15 protein-coding genes are annotated in these 14,910 nt (G+C 34.7%); 9 read left to right on the top strand and 6 right to left on the bottom strand.

What is annotated here, in order from left to right; translation table 11 throughout:
- Positions 1 to 26: 26 nt before the first annotated feature.
- The 4 genes from ccoG to M666_RS07125 all read left to right on the top strand — a co-directional run bounded on the left by ccoG (position 27) and on the right by M666_RS07125 (position 3,226).
- A complete protein-coding gene (gene ccoG / locus M666_RS07140; protein WP_029447200.1) occupies positions 27 to 1,445 on the top strand; it encodes a cytochrome c oxidase accessory protein CcoG in 1,419 nt (472 codons plus the stop codon).
- A 212-nt stretch (positions 1,446 to 1,657) separates the two neighbouring features.
- Positions 1,658 to 2,104: a FixH family protein gene (locus M666_RS07135; RefSeq protein ID WP_024481961.1), complete on the top strand. Its 447-nt coding sequence runs from the start codon at positions 1,658 to 1,660 to the stop codon at positions 2,102 to 2,104.
- Positions 2,105 to 2,809 (top strand): sulfite exporter TauE/SafE family protein, encoded by a 705-nt coding sequence (locus tag M666_RS07130; RefSeq protein ID WP_029447201.1) that lies wholly within the window; start codon positions 2,105 to 2,107, stop codon positions 2,807 to 2,809.
- 27 nt (positions 2,810 to 2,836) lie between these two features.
- Complete coding sequence (locus tag M666_RS07125) at positions 2,837 to 3,226, top strand: group III truncated hemoglobin (RefSeq protein WP_029447202.1); 390 nt, start codon at positions 2,837 to 2,839, stop codon at positions 3,224 to 3,226.
- A 56-nt stretch (positions 3,227 to 3,282) separates the two neighbouring features.
- Here the strand turns inward: M666_RS07125 and M666_RS07120 are convergent, their stop codons facing one another.
- From M666_RS07120 to M666_RS07110, 3 genes are all read right to left on the bottom strand, one after another.
- Positions 3,283 to 4,107 (bottom strand): universal stress protein, encoded by an 825-nt coding sequence (locus M666_RS07120; protein WP_024481964.1) that lies wholly within the window; start codon positions 4,105 to 4,107, stop codon positions 3,283 to 3,285.
- A gap of 23 nt (positions 4,108 to 4,130) precedes the next feature.
- Complete coding sequence (gene hemN, locus M666_RS07115; protein WP_029447203.1) at positions 4,131 to 5,492, bottom strand: oxygen-independent coproporphyrinogen III oxidase; 1,362 nt, start codon at positions 5,490 to 5,492, stop codon at positions 4,131 to 4,133.
- A gap of 87 nt (positions 5,493 to 5,579) precedes the next feature.
- Positions 5,580 to 6,044, bottom strand: coding sequence for an Lrp/AsnC family transcriptional regulator (locus M666_RS07110; protein WP_029665109.1), 465 nt, complete (start codon positions 6,042 to 6,044; stop codon positions 5,580 to 5,582).
- Between the two features lie 554 nt (positions 6,045 to 6,598).
- Here M666_RS07110 and M666_RS07105 point away from each other — a divergent pair.
- The 5 genes from M666_RS07105 (at position 6,599) to M666_RS07085 (ending at position 13,233) form a co-directional block, all read left to right on the top strand.
- Positions 6,599 to 9,523 carry a TonB-dependent receptor gene (locus tag M666_RS07105; protein WP_226989958.1) on the top strand — a complete coding sequence of 975 codons (2,925 nt, stop codon included), beginning with the start codon at positions 6,599 to 6,601 and terminating at the stop codon, positions 9,521 to 9,523.
- Between the two features lie 21 nt (positions 9,524 to 9,544).
- Positions 9,545 to 10,042, top strand: coding sequence for a hypothetical protein (locus tag M666_RS07100; protein WP_029447205.1), 498 nt, complete (start codon positions 9,545 to 9,547; stop codon positions 10,040 to 10,042).
- A 25-nt stretch (positions 10,043 to 10,067) separates the two neighbouring features.
- A complete protein-coding gene (locus M666_RS07095) occupies positions 10,068 to 11,258 on the top strand; it encodes a pyridoxal phosphate-dependent aminotransferase (RefSeq protein WP_029447206.1) in 1,191 nt (396 codons plus the stop codon).
- Positions 11,259 to 11,385: 127 nt separating this feature from the next.
- A complete protein-coding gene (locus tag M666_RS07090) occupies positions 11,386 to 12,534 on the top strand; it encodes an AEC family transporter (RefSeq protein ID WP_029447207.1) in 1,149 nt (382 codons plus the stop codon).
- 111 nt (positions 12,535 to 12,645) lie between these two features.
- Positions 12,646 to 13,233: a precorrin-2 dehydrogenase/sirohydrochlorin ferrochelatase family protein gene (locus tag M666_RS07085; RefSeq protein ID WP_024481971.1), complete on the top strand. Its 588-nt coding sequence runs from the start codon at positions 12,646 to 12,648 to the stop codon at positions 13,231 to 13,233.
- Between the two features lie 8 nt (positions 13,234 to 13,241).
- On the opposite strand, the gene M666_RS07080 is transcribed toward M666_RS07085, so the two are convergent.
- From M666_RS07080 to M666_RS07070, 3 genes are read right to left on the bottom strand one after another with little or no spacing between them, the layout of a single operon-like run.
- A complete protein-coding gene (locus M666_RS07080) occupies positions 13,242 to 13,469 on the bottom strand; it encodes a DUF6500 family protein (protein WP_024481972.1) in 228 nt (75 codons plus the stop codon).
- 17 nt (positions 13,470 to 13,486) lie between these two features.
- A complete protein-coding gene (locus M666_RS07075) occupies positions 13,487 to 13,882 on the bottom strand; it encodes a response regulator (RefSeq protein WP_029447208.1) in 396 nt (131 codons plus the stop codon).
- A complete protein-coding gene (locus M666_RS07070) occupies positions 13,854 to 14,903 on the bottom strand; it encodes a response regulator (protein WP_029447209.1) in 1,050 nt (349 codons plus the stop codon). Before M666_RS07070 ends, M666_RS07075 begins: the two co-directional genes overlap by 29 nt.
- Between the last annotated feature and the right edge of the window lie 7 nt (positions 14,904 to 14,910).

Here is a 14,910-nt window from a genome sequence, read left to right as displayed (position 1 = left end):
GATTAAACGCTTTAAATAAAATAAAGATGGCTCAAGACAGTGATAATTTCAGAGATTCTATAGGTACCATTAATGAAGATGGTAAGAGAGCTTGGGTTTTTCCAAAAAAACCAAGTGGTAAATTTTACCAGTACCGTAAATATGTAAGTTATTTTCTTTTAGCATTTTTAGTTGCTTCCCCATTTGTGAAAATAAATGGAAATCAATTTTTAATGTTTAATGTTTTAGAAAGACGCTTTAATATTTTTGGATTTCCGTTTTGGCCGCAAGATTTTCACCTGTTTGTAATCTCCATGATTATTGGCGTCATCTTTATTGCCTTATTCACCGTTGCCTTTGGTCGTATTTTTTGTGGATGGATGTGTCCACAAACCATTTTTTTAGAAATGGTTTTCCGCAGAATTGAATTTTGGATTGATGGAGATCGTGGCGCACAGATTAAATTAGATCGCCAAGAATGGAACGCTGAGAAAATAAAAAAACGTGTTTTAAAATGGATAATCTTTTTTATAATATCGTTCTTAATTGCCAATGTATTTTTAGCTTATTTAATTGGTAGCGACCGGCTGATACAATATATAACGGATGGTCCTGGGCAACATGTGAGCACCATGATATCTTTATTGATATTTACCGCAGTATTCTATTTTGTGTTTGCTTGGTTTAGAGAGCAAGTGTGTATTATTGCTTGCCCTTATGGCAGAATGCAAGGCGTGTTATTAGACAATAAATCTATTGTAGTCGCCTATGATCATAAACGTGGTGAAAATGAAAACGGTCGTAAAAAATGGCGAAAGAATGAAGATCGTGAAGCCTTAGGAAATGGGGATTGTATTGATTGTTTTCAATGTGTAAATGTTTGCCCTACCGGGATCGATATTCGTAATGGTACGCAATTAGAATGCGTAAACTGTACGGCTTGTATTGATGAATGTGATACCATTATGGAAAAGGTAAATCTTCCAAAAGGGTTAATACGTTATGCTAGTGAAGATGAGATTGTTAAAAAAGAAAAGTTCAAGTTTACTCCTAGACTAAAAGGATATACGGCCATTTTAGTGATCCTTACTGGAGTTCTAATTGGGATGCTATTTTTAAGAAACGACATAGAAGCTAATATTCTAAGGTTACCAGGGCAACTATATGAACACAAGGAAGGAAATATCATTAGCAATGTGTATACTTATAAGTTACTAAACAAAACCAATAAAGATATTGATGATGTTCATTTTGAGCTTATTTCTCACAAGGGTACTATTAAGTTAGTGCGTCATGAAGACTTTATCGTTCCTGCACAAAATTTAGCCGAAGGAACACTGTTTATCGAGATTAATAATAGCGCCATTAAAAGTGATAAAGAAAGAATAAAAATTGCAGTATACAGTGGTGATGATTTGATTGAAACTACAACAACAGCGTTTTTAGCTCCAAGGAGCTATAAGTAAAATGGTTGAGGGTGATTTCAAAAATTTGAGACGGAAAAGCAATTAGTGGTATTCTAAAAACCAACTTTTAGAAAGGCATCCATTTAAAAAATAAAATATTAGTTCGAGTGTTTTTAATGCCGGTAACCAAACATAAATAGCATCAAGAACCGGTAGTAAAAACAGAATTCTATCTAAAAACTAAGGAGTACTTAACGCAAATAAAAAATATCATGAAAATTAATTGGGGAACAGGTGTTGTTATTGCTTTTGTTTGCTTCATAAGCTTTATCTTATTTTTTGTCATTCGTATGAACATGGATGATAAAGCAAATCATGATTTGGTTACTGAAGAATACTACCAAGAAGAAATTGGCTATCAGAAAGAAATAGATGCGGTTAAAAACGCAAACCATAATTCAAAAAAAATAAGCCTACAGAAAACTGCTGAAGGCCTAGAAATAAGCTTTCCTGAAAATTTAAACAATAAAGAAATTAAAGGTACAGTGTCCCTATACAGACCTTCTAATAAACACCTGGATTTTGACTTTCCAATAAGTCTATCCGACTCACATTTGCTCGTACCTGACAAACGTTTATTGGAAGGTCGCTGGGACATTAAAATTTCTTGGGAATATCAAAACGAAGAATATCTTCACAAAGAAAAAATAACCTACTAAATGTTTATATCAGCAATCATATTAGGCCTTATGGGTAGTTTTCACTGCGTTGGTATGTGCGGACCCATTGCTTTTATGCTCCCTGTTGATCGAACAAATACTTTTAAAAAATTCTCGCAAATATTCGTCTATCACATAGGACGATTATTAGCTTATGGAACATTAGGATTAGTTTTTGGTTTGCTAGGCAAAGGTTTGTTTGTCTTTGGCATGCAACAAAAGTTATCTATTGTTATCGGTATTCTCATGATTACTATAGTGCTGTTACCGCATAAATTCATTAGCAAATACAACGTTTCTAAACCCGTATATCGTATTATTGGAAAAGTAAAGAATCGTCTGGGTAAAGAACTAAAGAAAAAAACAGCAGATACTTTTATTACTATTGGATTTCTAAACGGGTTTCTTCCTTGCGGATTAGTTTATATGGGACTGTTTGGGGCAATTGCCATGGGTAGCCCTTTAGAAGGCGCCCTATATATGGTTTTATTTGGCGCTGGCACTATCCCTTTGATGACCACAGCCATTTATTTTAGTGCGCTACTAAAAGGTACCGCAAAACAACGCATCCAAAAATTAATTCCTGTTTTTGTAGTCCTCATTGGTGCTTTATTCATCTTAAGAGGATTGGGCCTAGGCATTCCTTACGTATCACCAAAGCCAGTAACAGAAGTAGTATCTTCCACAATGGAATGCCACAACTAAATACGCACTTTAAAAATCTACCAAAAAATGCAACAGAAAGAAATAGAAAATAGGGCTGATGTAAGTATATTGGTACGCAGTTTTTACGCAAAAGTAAGAATAGACAAAATACTTGGACCCATATTTAATGGCATAATTACAGATTGGGAAGGCCATTTAGAGCTTTTAACAGATTTCTGGGAGACACAGTTCTTTTTAAAACGAAAGTATCACGGTAACCCAATAAAGGCACATAATGAGGTGGATAAAAAAATGAGCTATGGCGTTACGCCAGAGCATTTTGGGTTATGGCTTAATCTTTGGTTTGAAACTATAGATGAATTATTTATAGGAGACACTGCTTTTATTGCCAAAAATAGGGCACGCCAAATGAACAGTATGCTGTACATGAAAATGTTTGAAAATAGACCTAAATAAAAAAGGAGCACTATGCAAAGTGCTCCTTTTTAGGTTTGACAAACAAATCAACTTAATTAAATTTTAAATGTTACCACGGGTATTGTTGAGTGATTTGCAACATCTTCTCCTATGCTTCCCATGAAGAAGTGAGATATCCCTTTTCTACCGTGGGTAGGTATCCCTATAATATCTATGCCTTGAGATTCTGCATAATTAATCACACCCATTTCTACAGTGTAATCATTATATATTTTCACATCAATAAAGTCTGGCCCCACAAGACTGGAGAACTTATCTATTTTAGCAGTGATATCTTCCGTACTCAAGAAGTTATCTCCAGGCGTATTGATATATACAATATGAAGCGTTACAGAAAACTGATCTGCTATATATTTTGCACGTTGGTAAGCATTAATATTTTCTTCTTTTAGATCGCAAGCAAATACCATCGTTTTAGGTGTAAAATCATCCAATCTATGTTTTACAACTAGCACAGGAACTTCCGAATTACGAACAACCTTTTCGGTATTAGATCCTACAAAGATTTCCATGATACCATCAGTACCGTGAGAACCCATAATGATCATATCTGCGTCATTTGCTTCCGCTACTTCATTTACTTCACTAAATACTTTAAAATGCTTTATAATTGGCTTTACCTCAACATCTTTTAAATAAGGCTTATTTAAAAAATCTGAGAAACGTTTTTCAGCTAATTTTAATAAGAATACGGTTTGCTCAGGATGAGCACCTTCTGCTCCCGTGATATAGGCCTGATTCAACTCTAACATATGCAGTGCAAAAATTTTAGAATTGTGTTTCTTAGCTAATGAAACAGCTGCCTTTAAAGCGTTTTCCGATTGTATCGAAAAGTCTACTGGTACAATAATATTTTTCATAGTTTATACTTAAGAGGTTAAATTTATATGGTCATAGAAAAGAGCCTAGTCTCAGGCGCTTTTCGTTGTAAATGCATATCAAAAGCCATACAGATATTTCTAATAAATGGCCTTCCTTTTTCAAGCACAGTAATTTTACCGGCATCCATTTGTAATAAATCATCTGCTTGCATTTCAGCTAATTTATCAAAGGAGATACGAAGCTCTAAATCCTGAATCTCTTTTGCTGTAAAAACGGTTTCGAATTTGCACATTAAATTTAGAATATGTTTTCTAATTATGGTGTCTTCATCCGTTAAAATATGACCTCTATAAATAGGAATAATTGCATTCGCTACTAAGTGCTCATATTCTTCCAAGCTTTTAACATTTTGAGCAAAACTATACCAACTGTCACTAATACTAGAGGCTCCTAAACCTACCATTAGTTGCGTTTTTGATGCGGTATAGCCCATAAAATTTCTATGGAGCTCACTACTAATCATTGCTTTATATAGACTATCTGTTTTCAAAGCAAAATGATCCATACCAATTTCTTCATAGCCTACCTCCGCTAAGCGTTTTTTACCCGTTTCGTATTGCATGCGTTTTTCTTCTGCCGTAGGCAAATCAGCATCACTATACCCGCGCTGACCATTTCCTTTTAACCATGGCACATGTGCATAGCTATAGAAAGCCAAACGGTCTGGCATTAATGATTTTGTTTTCAAAATGGTTTCTTCTACATCTACTATAGTTTGATGCGGCAATCCAAAAATAATGTCATGCCCAATAGAGGTATAGCCAATTTCTCGAGCAGCTTCCGTAACTTTTTTTACATTTTCAAAAGGTTGTACTCTATGTATAGCTTTCTGCACTTTTTCATTATAATCCTGTACACCAAAACTTACTCTTCTAAAACCAACAGTATATAAAGCCTGCAAATGTTCCTTGGTGGTATTATTAGGGTGTCCTTCAAAACTAAATTCATACCCATCTGCCTTATCTGCTATTTTAAAAATACCTTTAATCAGGTATTCCAGATTATCTGGAGCGAAAAAGGTGGGTGTGCCTCCTCCCAAATGAAGTTCCTTTACTTTTGGCTTTTCAGAAAATAAATTACAATACAATTGCCACTCCTTAAGAACTGTTTTTAAATATGGTACTTCTACTTCATGACGTTTAGTAATGCGTTTATGACAGCCACAAAAAGTACACATACTTTCACAAAAAGGTAAATGTATATACAAACTAATGCCTTCGGTGCTGTTGCTCTCATCAAAACTCTGAATTAAGGTAGACTCCCATTTTTTACCTGAGAAATTAGCTATATCCCAATAAGGAACTGTGGGGTAACTTGTATATCTAGGACCGGGAACGTTATATTTCTGAACTAAAGTGCACATGGCTATTGTATTTTCTACAAACCTACTATTGTTAGAAATGAAAAAATATGATAATTGTCAGCTCAAATCTATTAGTAAAGCAACGCTCTATTCTGTGCAGAAGCTAATATGCCGGTTCACATTTTCCTCAATAGATATAAAAGTTTCTATAGCACTAATACCACTAATAGTAAGTATTGCATTTTGGTACACATTTCTATAGTGCTCAGAATCTCTAGCATGCATCTTCACAAAAATGTCATACTTCCCTGTGGTATGATTTACTTGAACCACTTCCGGAATTCTCTTCAATTGTTCGATCACCAATTTGTAAAGTCCTATTTCTTTTAAAAAAACGCCAAGAAACATCGTTAAATTCCAATCCATTTTAGCATAATCAATACTCAATGTTGCCCCCTTTATAATTTCCAGATCCTTCATTTTCTTAATCCTCATATGAACAGTTCCCGGTGAAATTTTTGCTTTCTTGGCCACCTCTGTAAAAGGCATTTGAGCACATTCAGATAAAATTTTCAATAATGTATAATCTACGGTATCTAATTTATCCTTCATTTTAATAGTGTGTTTGGGGTTAAAAAATAATTATATCTATAAACGAACTCACAGGAAATGTGTTAAAATTATTGAAGTAAAATCAAACATATCAATATATACATGAAAATAAATTAAAGATTATATAAAAACAATAATTATAATTCAAATAACACCACTATCCATTATCATATCAATAAGCAAGACACCTCAAAATTTTTAATATCCTAAAAATGAATATGAACCCCAGAATATCAATGAATCAATTTTATAGGGAAAAAAAATAGAAAATCTAAAAAATCAATAGATTTAAGCATGAAAATTAATTATTTGTTGGTTTTTAGCAAAAACAATAAATTAAATTCACTGTTTTAGCTCTTTTACTGATTTTTATTTATCAATAACAATAATTAATATTGAGCTAATAAAAAATACACTTTTTATTGCACAGTAAAGTTTCCGGAACTTTTCTTTTTTAGAATTTAATAATACCTATTTCCTATACCCCTTTTAATCACGAGAATAAAAAGGAGCGTATTCAGGGTATTATGTTAATAACCAAAAACCCTCTGAAAATGAAGAAATTCTTTCTATCACTACTCCTATGTAATACGCTACTAGTAGTAAACGCCCAAGATATTGACATCAAAGGCAAAATCATTGATGATTTAGGCGAACCCCTATCCGGAGCTAATGTTATAATCAAAGGCACCTCAAAAGGAGCTATTTCAAATTTCGATGGAGAATTTAGCATCATAGCACCACCCACCGGAATTCTATTATTTTCCTCACTAGGCTTTGCCTCCAAAGAAATTAAAATAAATAACAGAACCTATATATCTGTACAACTTGATGCATCTGCACAACAATTAGCAGGCATGGTGGTAGTTGGTTCTAGAGGACAGGCCAGAACAAAACTAGAAACCGCTTCTCCTGTAGACGTCATTAGTATTGCTACACAAAGTATTAATATGCCACAATTAGGTTTGGCCGAAATGTTAGTAGCATCGGCACCCTCTTTCAGTGCTTTTAAATCTCAAGGGGGAGATTTATCTTCTTCTGTTGACCCTCCTACATTAAGAGGTTTGGCACCAAACCAAATGTTGGTATTAATTAACGGAAAAAGGAGACATACCTCTGCACTGTTGGCGGCATCGCAAACCGGCAGTCCGGCAAATGCTGTAGACATGAGTTTTATTGCTCCTGAGTCCATTGATCGTGTAGAAATTTTAAGAGATGGGGCCTCTGCTCAATACGGATCTGATGCTATTGCAGGAGTAATGAATGTCGTATTAAAAAAAGGAACCAATAAATTTAGCGGTAGCTTAACTATGGGTGGTTATCCAAACAAAGCTCCAGATTTGAGCGACACTGATGTGAGTGAAGAAAGTCAGGCTTTACTTTCTGATACTGAAGCAGACGGTTTAAATTACCAACTATCTACCAACTACGGTATAGGCTTTGAAAATGGCGGGTATCTAAATTTAACAGGAACCTATAGACAAGCAGAAAAAACAATTAGACCTAATATTAGTGATGCTACACCGTACGGTGAAGCTTACTTAAACAACCAAAGAACCGATACTCAAGGAAATATAATTATCACCAATCCTGAATTGATAGCGGCACAGGCTTCAGGCAATACAGCATTAGCTTCTGATCTTACTACGGATGCAGGTTTAATGGCTGCTCGTGGATTAACCTCAAAAGATTTTTCTACCTATGCAGGATCAGCAGGGTCTAGACTAGGTGTTATTTCATACAACATGGCGCTCCCTATTTCTGGAGAAACAGAATTCTACTCTTTCGGAGATTTTGGATACAAATACACAGATGCATTTAGTTGCTTTTTTAGAAGACCTGCTCAAGCAGATAGGGCAAATTTTGATTTATACCCTAACGGATTTAGACCACAAATAGAAACCACCCAAACAAACATAGGTTTTACAAGTGGTATTGAAGGAAAACTAGGTGATTTTGATTTTGATTTTAGTAATACCTATGGGCGTAATAAAATGACCTATGATATGTTCAACACTTTTAACGCGAGTTTACAATCTGCATCTCCTACCGCCATGAACCTTGGTACACACAGTTTTTATCAAAATACAATGAACTTTGATATTTCAAGATATTACGATGATATTCTTTCCGGATTCAATATCGCTATTGGTACAGAATTAAGGGTAGAAAATTATAAAATTCTGGCAGGGCAAGCAGAAAGTTATGAAGCTGGTGATGCAGGAATATATACTGCTACAGAAGATAACGAGGCGTTAATTGGTCCTGATGGATTTCCGTTAGAGGATCTTAATTCTGAACCAATTGTTGATGTTAATGGAGACCCCGTAATACTAGAATATGCTGGGGTAAGCCAATCTTTTAATAAAGTATACAGTCCGAACTGCCAATGTTTTAGAGGTTTTGCACCAGGTAATGAAAGTGATGCATACCGTTCTGTAACTGCTGCTTATCTAGATATGGAATTAGATGTTACCAAAAAATGGTTTGTAAGTACTGCATTTAGAACAGAAAATTATTCCGATTTTGGAGGCGTATTTACAGGGAAATTTGCTACTAGATATTCCATCTTTGATAATTTTGCTATTAGAGGTTCTTTTAGTTCTGGTTTTAGAGCGCCTTCATTGCAAGAATTAAATTACTCCCATACCTATACCTTTTTCGTTGGTCTAGACCCATTTGATGGCACTTTATATCCAAATACAAGTACTGCAGCTAAAGCTTTAGGTATTCCTAAGCTTACCGAAGAAAAGTCTACCAACCTAAGCATTGGTTTTACTACAAAATTATTCAATAAACTAGAACTTACCGTTGATGCCTATGCTATTGATATTAAAGATCGAATTTTTGAAACCAGTGAGTTTGATGCTAGTGACGCTCCTGTTTTAGAACCAATTATAGGGTCAGGACTTGCTGCGTTTAGAATTAACGGTGGTGACGTTAAAACAAAAGGAATCGAAATTGTAGCCAATTACAATGACCGTATCGGAGATGGCATGTTAGGACTAATGGTATCAGGAGTTTTCAGAGAAAACACTTTTGAAAATTCTAATGTTCCTGATCTAAACACCGTACTTTCTGATGCAGATGTAGAAGGAAAATATGTAAATAGATCTAGTATTGGTCAATTTGAAACGGGCACACCAAACACTACTTTAATTGGTTCTGCAACCTACAGCCTAGGAAAATGGTCTAGCATGTTAAGAGGTAGTTTCTTCGGCGAGGTTACCACCTTAGACAATACACTGAATGACGCTGGCCTTTATGACGATCAAACTTTTTCTAGCGAATTTATTACAGATATAGGAATAACTTATAAAGCAACTGAACATATTAGTTTAACAGTTGGTGGAAATAATATTTTTAATAATTACCCAGATATTCTTATCGCCGCAAATAGAGGATTCTATTTGTATTCTAACTACCAACAAGGCTCTAATGGCTCCTATTATTTTGGCAGACTAAGCTTTTCTTTCTAATTAATTAAAAAAGATATCACGATGAAGACCTATATAAAACAAATAAGTATCCTATTTTTCTTGTTAATCATCACTTCTTGCGAATCTGATAAACTCGAAGCAATTACAACCGCTGCAGATGGAGGCGGGACACTCACTTCCTATATCGCATATACCATAGATGCTACAGATCCTTCTGGCACCAATGTATACGGACGAGTTGTTTTCTGGAAAAACAGTCTAGAACAAACTTTAGTACAAATTTCTGTTTACAATACCGAAACAGCAGAAATCTACCCTGCCCTACTTTTAGAAGGAGCTATAGGCAGCGAAATAACAACTTTAGAAGATCTTGGAACCGTTTCCGGTGATACGGGAGAATTAAGTGATAGCAAATTTTATGTTATCAGCGATACTACATTTTATGACTCCATTTTAACCTTAGATGCTCACATAAGTATTTACCTAAACACCATAGATGGTACTCTTATAGCAGAAGGGGGCTTAGGATCTAATGCTGAGCCCGTAGAACAGAATTAATTTTTTAACTTAATAAGCACGTAATATGAAAACAACAGTAAACAGAAGAGATTGGCTCAAAAGAGGCGTTCTCACAGCAGCAGGAGTTGTAGCAGCTCCCTATTTATCCTATGGAGCATTTTCATCAGAACCTTTAAAATTAGATCCTCAAGGCAATTTACCGTACACTCCTTTTTTCAAAGAGTTTCTGCCCCTTAACGCAACACTACCCCTGGAGCTTGCTGCAAAACTAAATGCAAATGAAAACCCTTACGGCCCTTCCTCTAAAGCTATTGCAGCCGTAGGAGAAAATGCGTTCAGAGGAAACAGATATGCTTGGACAGAATTGTTTGATTTAATGGATAAAATTGCCCTACAAGAAGGGGTAAAGCAAGAAAATATAATGATGGGTCCTGGATCCTCTGATCTGTTAGAAAAAACAGCGATGGTATTCTTCCAAAATGGAGGAAACATTGTATCGGCAGACCCGTCTTACATGTCACTTATTAAAGTGGCTGAGGCCACTGGAGCAACTTGGAAAGCTATTCCTTTAAAATCTGATTGGTCGCATGATTTAGCGGCAATGGAGGCTGCAATAGATGCTGAAACAAAATTGGTATATATCTGTAATCCCAACAACCCTACAGGAAGTATGACAGAACATGCCGAATTGGTAGATTTCTGTAAAAGAGTCGCAGATAAGGTTCCTATTTTTGTAGATGAAGCCTACTTAGGCTTTTTAGAAGATAGTGCACAAAAAAGCATGGTTTCCTTAATTAATGAAGGAAAAAATGTAATTATAGCCAGAACATTCTCAAAGATTCATGGCATGGCAGGTTTACGTGTAGGATATGCCGTTGCTTTGCCGGAAACATTAGGTATCATTCAAAAAATTACGAGAGGCGGAATGGGGATTTCTTTTCCTTCTATCTATGCAGCTACTGCCAGCATGGATGATCTAGCCTTTCAAAACAAATCAAGAAAATTAAATAAAGAATGTAGAGAATATGTCTATAAAAACTTAGACAGAATGGGTTTCAAATATGTTCCTTCTTCTACAAGTTTTATCATATTCCCCATCGAAATGGATGGTAAAGAGTTTTTAGAAAAAATGACGGCACAGAAAGTTGGCGTTCGTGCATTTGAGTTCTTTGATAAGAATTGGTGTCGTGTTAGTATGGGCACGATGGACGAAATGAAATTATTTACTGCAGCCTTAGAAAAAGTGCTTATCTAAGTTAGTAAATTGGCCCGGGAGCCTGTTGTTACTTGCATTGCCTTGATTCAAGTAACACGTGCTCTTTAGGGCCTATTCTCTTTTAGTATTCAAAAAACAAACTATCAATTTTTTAAAATCCTTGTATATGAATATTGCATTTCAAAAAACACTGGAACTCTTGCTCATAATTGGCATCGGCGTTTTTTTACAAAAAAAAGTCGCAAAGAGTGATTTAAAAGGAATAAAGGTGTTAATCTTAAGCGTTGCTCTACCTGCGGTAATTTTTGTCGCCTTACTAAAAATTAAATTGGAAAGCTCGCTTTTAATATTTCCTGTTTTAGCACTTAGCTTTAACCTACTTATGCTACTTGCTTCTAAATATTACATTAGTAAAACGCTACCTACTAAAGACAATGCTAGGAAAAGAACTATGATGTTATTATTACCATCATTAGCTCCTGGACTATCCTGTTTTCCTTTCATTGTTGTTTATTTAGGTGATGATTATTTGGCTTTATCTGCCCTAGCCGACGTTGGTAATAAAATATTTGTGTTAATCATGTTATACATGCTAGCGATGCATTGGTACAACATAAGAAGCATTAAGGATGCCAAAACCTCCATGAAAAATAAGCTAAAAGGCTTGGTTTTATCGCTATTAAACGAGCCTATTAATCTTGTCATGATTATAGCGCTACTATTATTAGCATTTGGTTTAAACCTTTCTAGTCTTCCAGATTTTCTTGGAAACACTATAACCAGTTTAAGTACTATCATGGCCCCTCTGGTATTATTATTCATAGGAATGGCTGTTAGAATAAACGCAAGCGAATTTTCATTAATCCTTACCTTATTAGCCAGAAGAGCCGGAGTAACATTTCTAATTTCAGCCGTGGTTGTCTTAGCATTTCCTGTACTAGCCACAAGTATGATTCTTTTTATAATAGTCTTCCCTCAAAGTTCTTGTAGTTTTTGGCCCTTTGCTCATATGAGTGCCATAGCCAGTTTAGAAGATAAAGACAAACAAACAAAACCAACATTTGATATCGATTTTGCCGTAAATGTGCTTGCATGTTCTCTACCTTTTTCTACACTATTAATTATTGGTGTATTTTCTTTTAGCGAATTATTTGTCAATCCTTTCACTATTTTAATTTCTGGAGTTTCTTTGCTTGCTATTTCCTACACCCCTACTCTTTTCAAGGTGTTAAAAAAAGTGAAGTCTCATTCTGACAATCATATAGATGCAATGTCTTTAAACTTAGAAGCGCAGAACAATGAAAATAAAGACTGAGCCAGGAAACCAAGTATTAGAGGCAATAGAAGCCGTTGAAAATAGTATCTTTGAATTAGTTATTCAATTGTAAAACACAATAACTAATTCAAAGCTATTAAACTTACCATCATGGAACGCAACAACCTATACCCTATTTTTTTAAAAGTCTCTAATCTGAACATTCTTATTGTAGGTGGAGGAAATGTAGCGTTAGAAAAGCTTAGTTTCTTATTAAAATCTAGTCCTGATGCCAATGTAGAAATGGTTTCTCCTATGTTTAGAGAAGAGACTATTGCGCTTGCGGAGAAGTTCAATATAAAAATGCATCTTGATCTTTATAACAAGAAATACTTAGCACACAAACATATGGTGGTTGCTACTACAGATAATATACCCGTGAATGAACAAGTCTATCATGATTGTAGAGCGCAAAACATTTTAGTGAATGTAGCAGATAACCCTCCTTTTTGTGATTTTTACATGGGCGGTATTGTTACAAAAGGAAATGTAAAAGTTGCCATCTCTACAAATGGAAAATCGCCGACGACAGCCAAAAGATTACGTCAATTTTTTGAGGATGTTATTCCTGATAATATTGATGATTTAGTTAAAAACTTAAATGAATTCAGAAAAACAATTAAGGGCGATTTTGAAGAAAAAGTAGAAACCTTAAATGAATTTACCAAAGGCTTAGTCAACAATAAAGACGTAAAATAAAATTACAATTAATTAGAGGGTTGTATGGCCTCAACCAGAGCTTTAATTTTCACCGCTTTTTCAAAATGATCTAATTTATGTTCCATAATCCACCATTGGGCTACTTCTAGCAAGAGTTCTGGTTGGTCATTTTTATTGGCAAAAAACGCATAAAAAGAGAGTCCTACATTGCTGCCTTTTTTTTCAATTTTATCCGTACACACGGCTATTATTTTATTCTTTATCGCTGCTGTCATTTACTATTGTAATAAATTTAAAAGTAGGATGCCAAATCTGTATTCTCTTTGATGGCATCTATACACGTTACGGATAATGGCTTCTCTACAAACTTGAACACTTGCGGATAATCATCTGCTTTACCTCGATCAGAAGAATCAATGGAAGAGGTCAATATAACCACTTTATAGATGGCGGTAATAGACATTTTATGCAATGCATCTAGCAACTCCCAACCATTCATTACGGGCATATTTATATCTAAAAAGATTAAAAACAAAATGTCTTCGTCTTTCTTTTCAAGAATATAATCCAATGCTAGTGCCCCATTTTCAAACAGTAGTTGTTTTGGAAAATCGCATTTCGTAAGGATGTTGTTATGTAGATACTGTCCTACAGGATCATCATCTACCAGTAATATCTCCAAAATCATAATCCGTATTATTAATTTCTATTTTAGAAGCTTTATCAGAAATATCTCTTATAATATCATCTAACTCATCTGCAGAATTTAGCAGCTCTTTGTAAATGAAGTTCTTATCTTTTTCAGGAACATCATTACCACCATCCAAAATCTTAACAAGCCCCATTAGCCTAGCTAAAGGCGCCCTTACCACATGAGATTGCACCCATGCAATTTCTTTTAATTTTTCGTTCTGATCTATAATCGCTTTTATATACTGTACCCGATCTGTAACATCGTTGGCTAAAATAATCCGAACTGTTTTTCCTACACGTGAGACAAGATTACTGGTAATTTCTACTTCTATAACCGTACCGTCTTTCTTTTGATGCTTATAAAAACCTTTGATTTTCCCACTATGATTTAGTGGCATAGACTGCAACACTTTATTCAAAGTCGGTATTTCCTCTTTTGGTCTTATCTCCAAAATGGTCATGTCTAAAAATTCTTCATAGGAATAGCCATAATGCTTCGTTGCTGCATCATTAACGTCTAAGAATTTTAAGGTGTCTATATCATAAATCCACATAGGTTGTGGACTTAAATGAAATAAATCTATATATCTTTTCTCTGACTGTTCTAACTGAACTAGGTACTTGCCACGCTCAATATTATAACGTAAACTTTTATAAAGTGCTAAGGCCGTAAGTTCGTCTTTGATTAAATAATCTGAAACTCCCAAGTGTAAAGACTCTATACTAAATTGAATATCTGAATAGCCCGTTAACACTACAATGGGAACCTTTTTACCTATTTTAAGTATTTCATGTATTAAGGTTGCGCCTTTTTTATCGGGCAAGGACAAATCTAAAAATACAATATCAAATTTTTGAGTATCGTCCTTCAAAATCTTTGAAGCCTCCTCAAAACTATGCGCAGAAACAATAGTAGGATTCAAAATTTGATCTCTTAAATACTCCTGAAAAATAAAAAGATCTCCAGGATTATCCTCAATAATTAGAATAGAATAGTTTGATTTATCTTTAATCATAAATAAT

Origin of the sequence: Cellulophaga baltica 18, from assembly GCF_000468615.2 — a bacterium.
In the GTDB taxonomy this organism is placed as follows: domain Bacteria; phylum Bacteroidota; class Bacteroidia; order Flavobacteriales; family Flavobacteriaceae; genus Cellulophaga; species Cellulophaga baltica.
Note: the sequence above shows the minus strand (reverse complement) of the source record. Positions and strands in the feature narration are given on the sequence as shown.

Bases quoted from the DNA above. Each gene is read 5' to 3' on its own strand.
- ccoG (WP_029447200.1), top strand. From the start codon at position 27: ATGGCTCAAGACAGTGATAATTTCAGAGATTCTATAGGTACCATTAAT.
- M666_RS07135 (WP_024481961.1), top strand. From the start codon at position 1,658: ATGAAAATTAATTGGGGAACAGGTGTTGTTATTGCTTTTGTTTGCTTC.
- M666_RS07130 (WP_029447201.1), top strand. From the start codon at position 2,105: ATGTTTATATCAGCAATCATATTAGGCCTTATGGGTAGTTTTCACTGC.
- M666_RS07125 (WP_029447202.1), top strand. From the start codon at position 2,837: ATGCAACAGAAAGAAATAGAAAATAGGGCTGATGTAAGTATATTGGTA.
- M666_RS07120 (WP_024481964.1), bottom strand. From the start codon at position 4,107: ATGAAAAATATTATTGTACCAGTAGACTTTTCGATACAATCGGAAAAC.
- hemN (WP_029447203.1), bottom strand. From the start codon at position 5,492: ATGTGCACTTTAGTTCAGAAATATAACGTTCCCGGTCCTAGATATACA.
- M666_RS07110 (WP_029665109.1), bottom strand. From the start codon at position 6,044: ATGAAGGATAAATTAGATACCGTAGATTATACATTATTGAAAATTTTA.
- M666_RS07105 (WP_226989958.1), top strand. From the start codon at position 6,599: ATGAAGAAATTCTTTCTATCACTACTCCTATGTAATACGCTACTAGTA.
- M666_RS07100 (WP_029447205.1), top strand. From the start codon at position 9,545: ATGAAGACCTATATAAAACAAATAAGTATCCTATTTTTCTTGTTAATC.
- M666_RS07095 (WP_029447206.1), top strand. From the start codon at position 10,068: ATGAAAACAACAGTAAACAGAAGAGATTGGCTCAAAAGAGGCGTTCTC.
- M666_RS07090 (WP_029447207.1), top strand. From the start codon at position 11,386: ATGAATATTGCATTTCAAAAAACACTGGAACTCTTGCTCATAATTGGC.
- M666_RS07085 (WP_024481971.1), top strand. From the start codon at position 12,646: ATGGAACGCAACAACCTATACCCTATTTTTTTAAAAGTCTCTAATCTG.
- M666_RS07080 (WP_024481972.1), bottom strand. From the start codon at position 13,469: ATGACAGCAGCGATAAAGAATAAAATAATAGCCGTGTGTACGGATAAA.
- M666_RS07075 (WP_029447208.1), bottom strand. From the start codon at position 13,882: ATGATTTTGGAGATATTACTGGTAGATGATGATCCTGTAGGACAGTAT.
- M666_RS07070 (WP_029447209.1), bottom strand. From the start codon at position 14,903: ATGATTAAAGATAAATCAAACTATTCTATTCTAATTATTGAGGATAAT.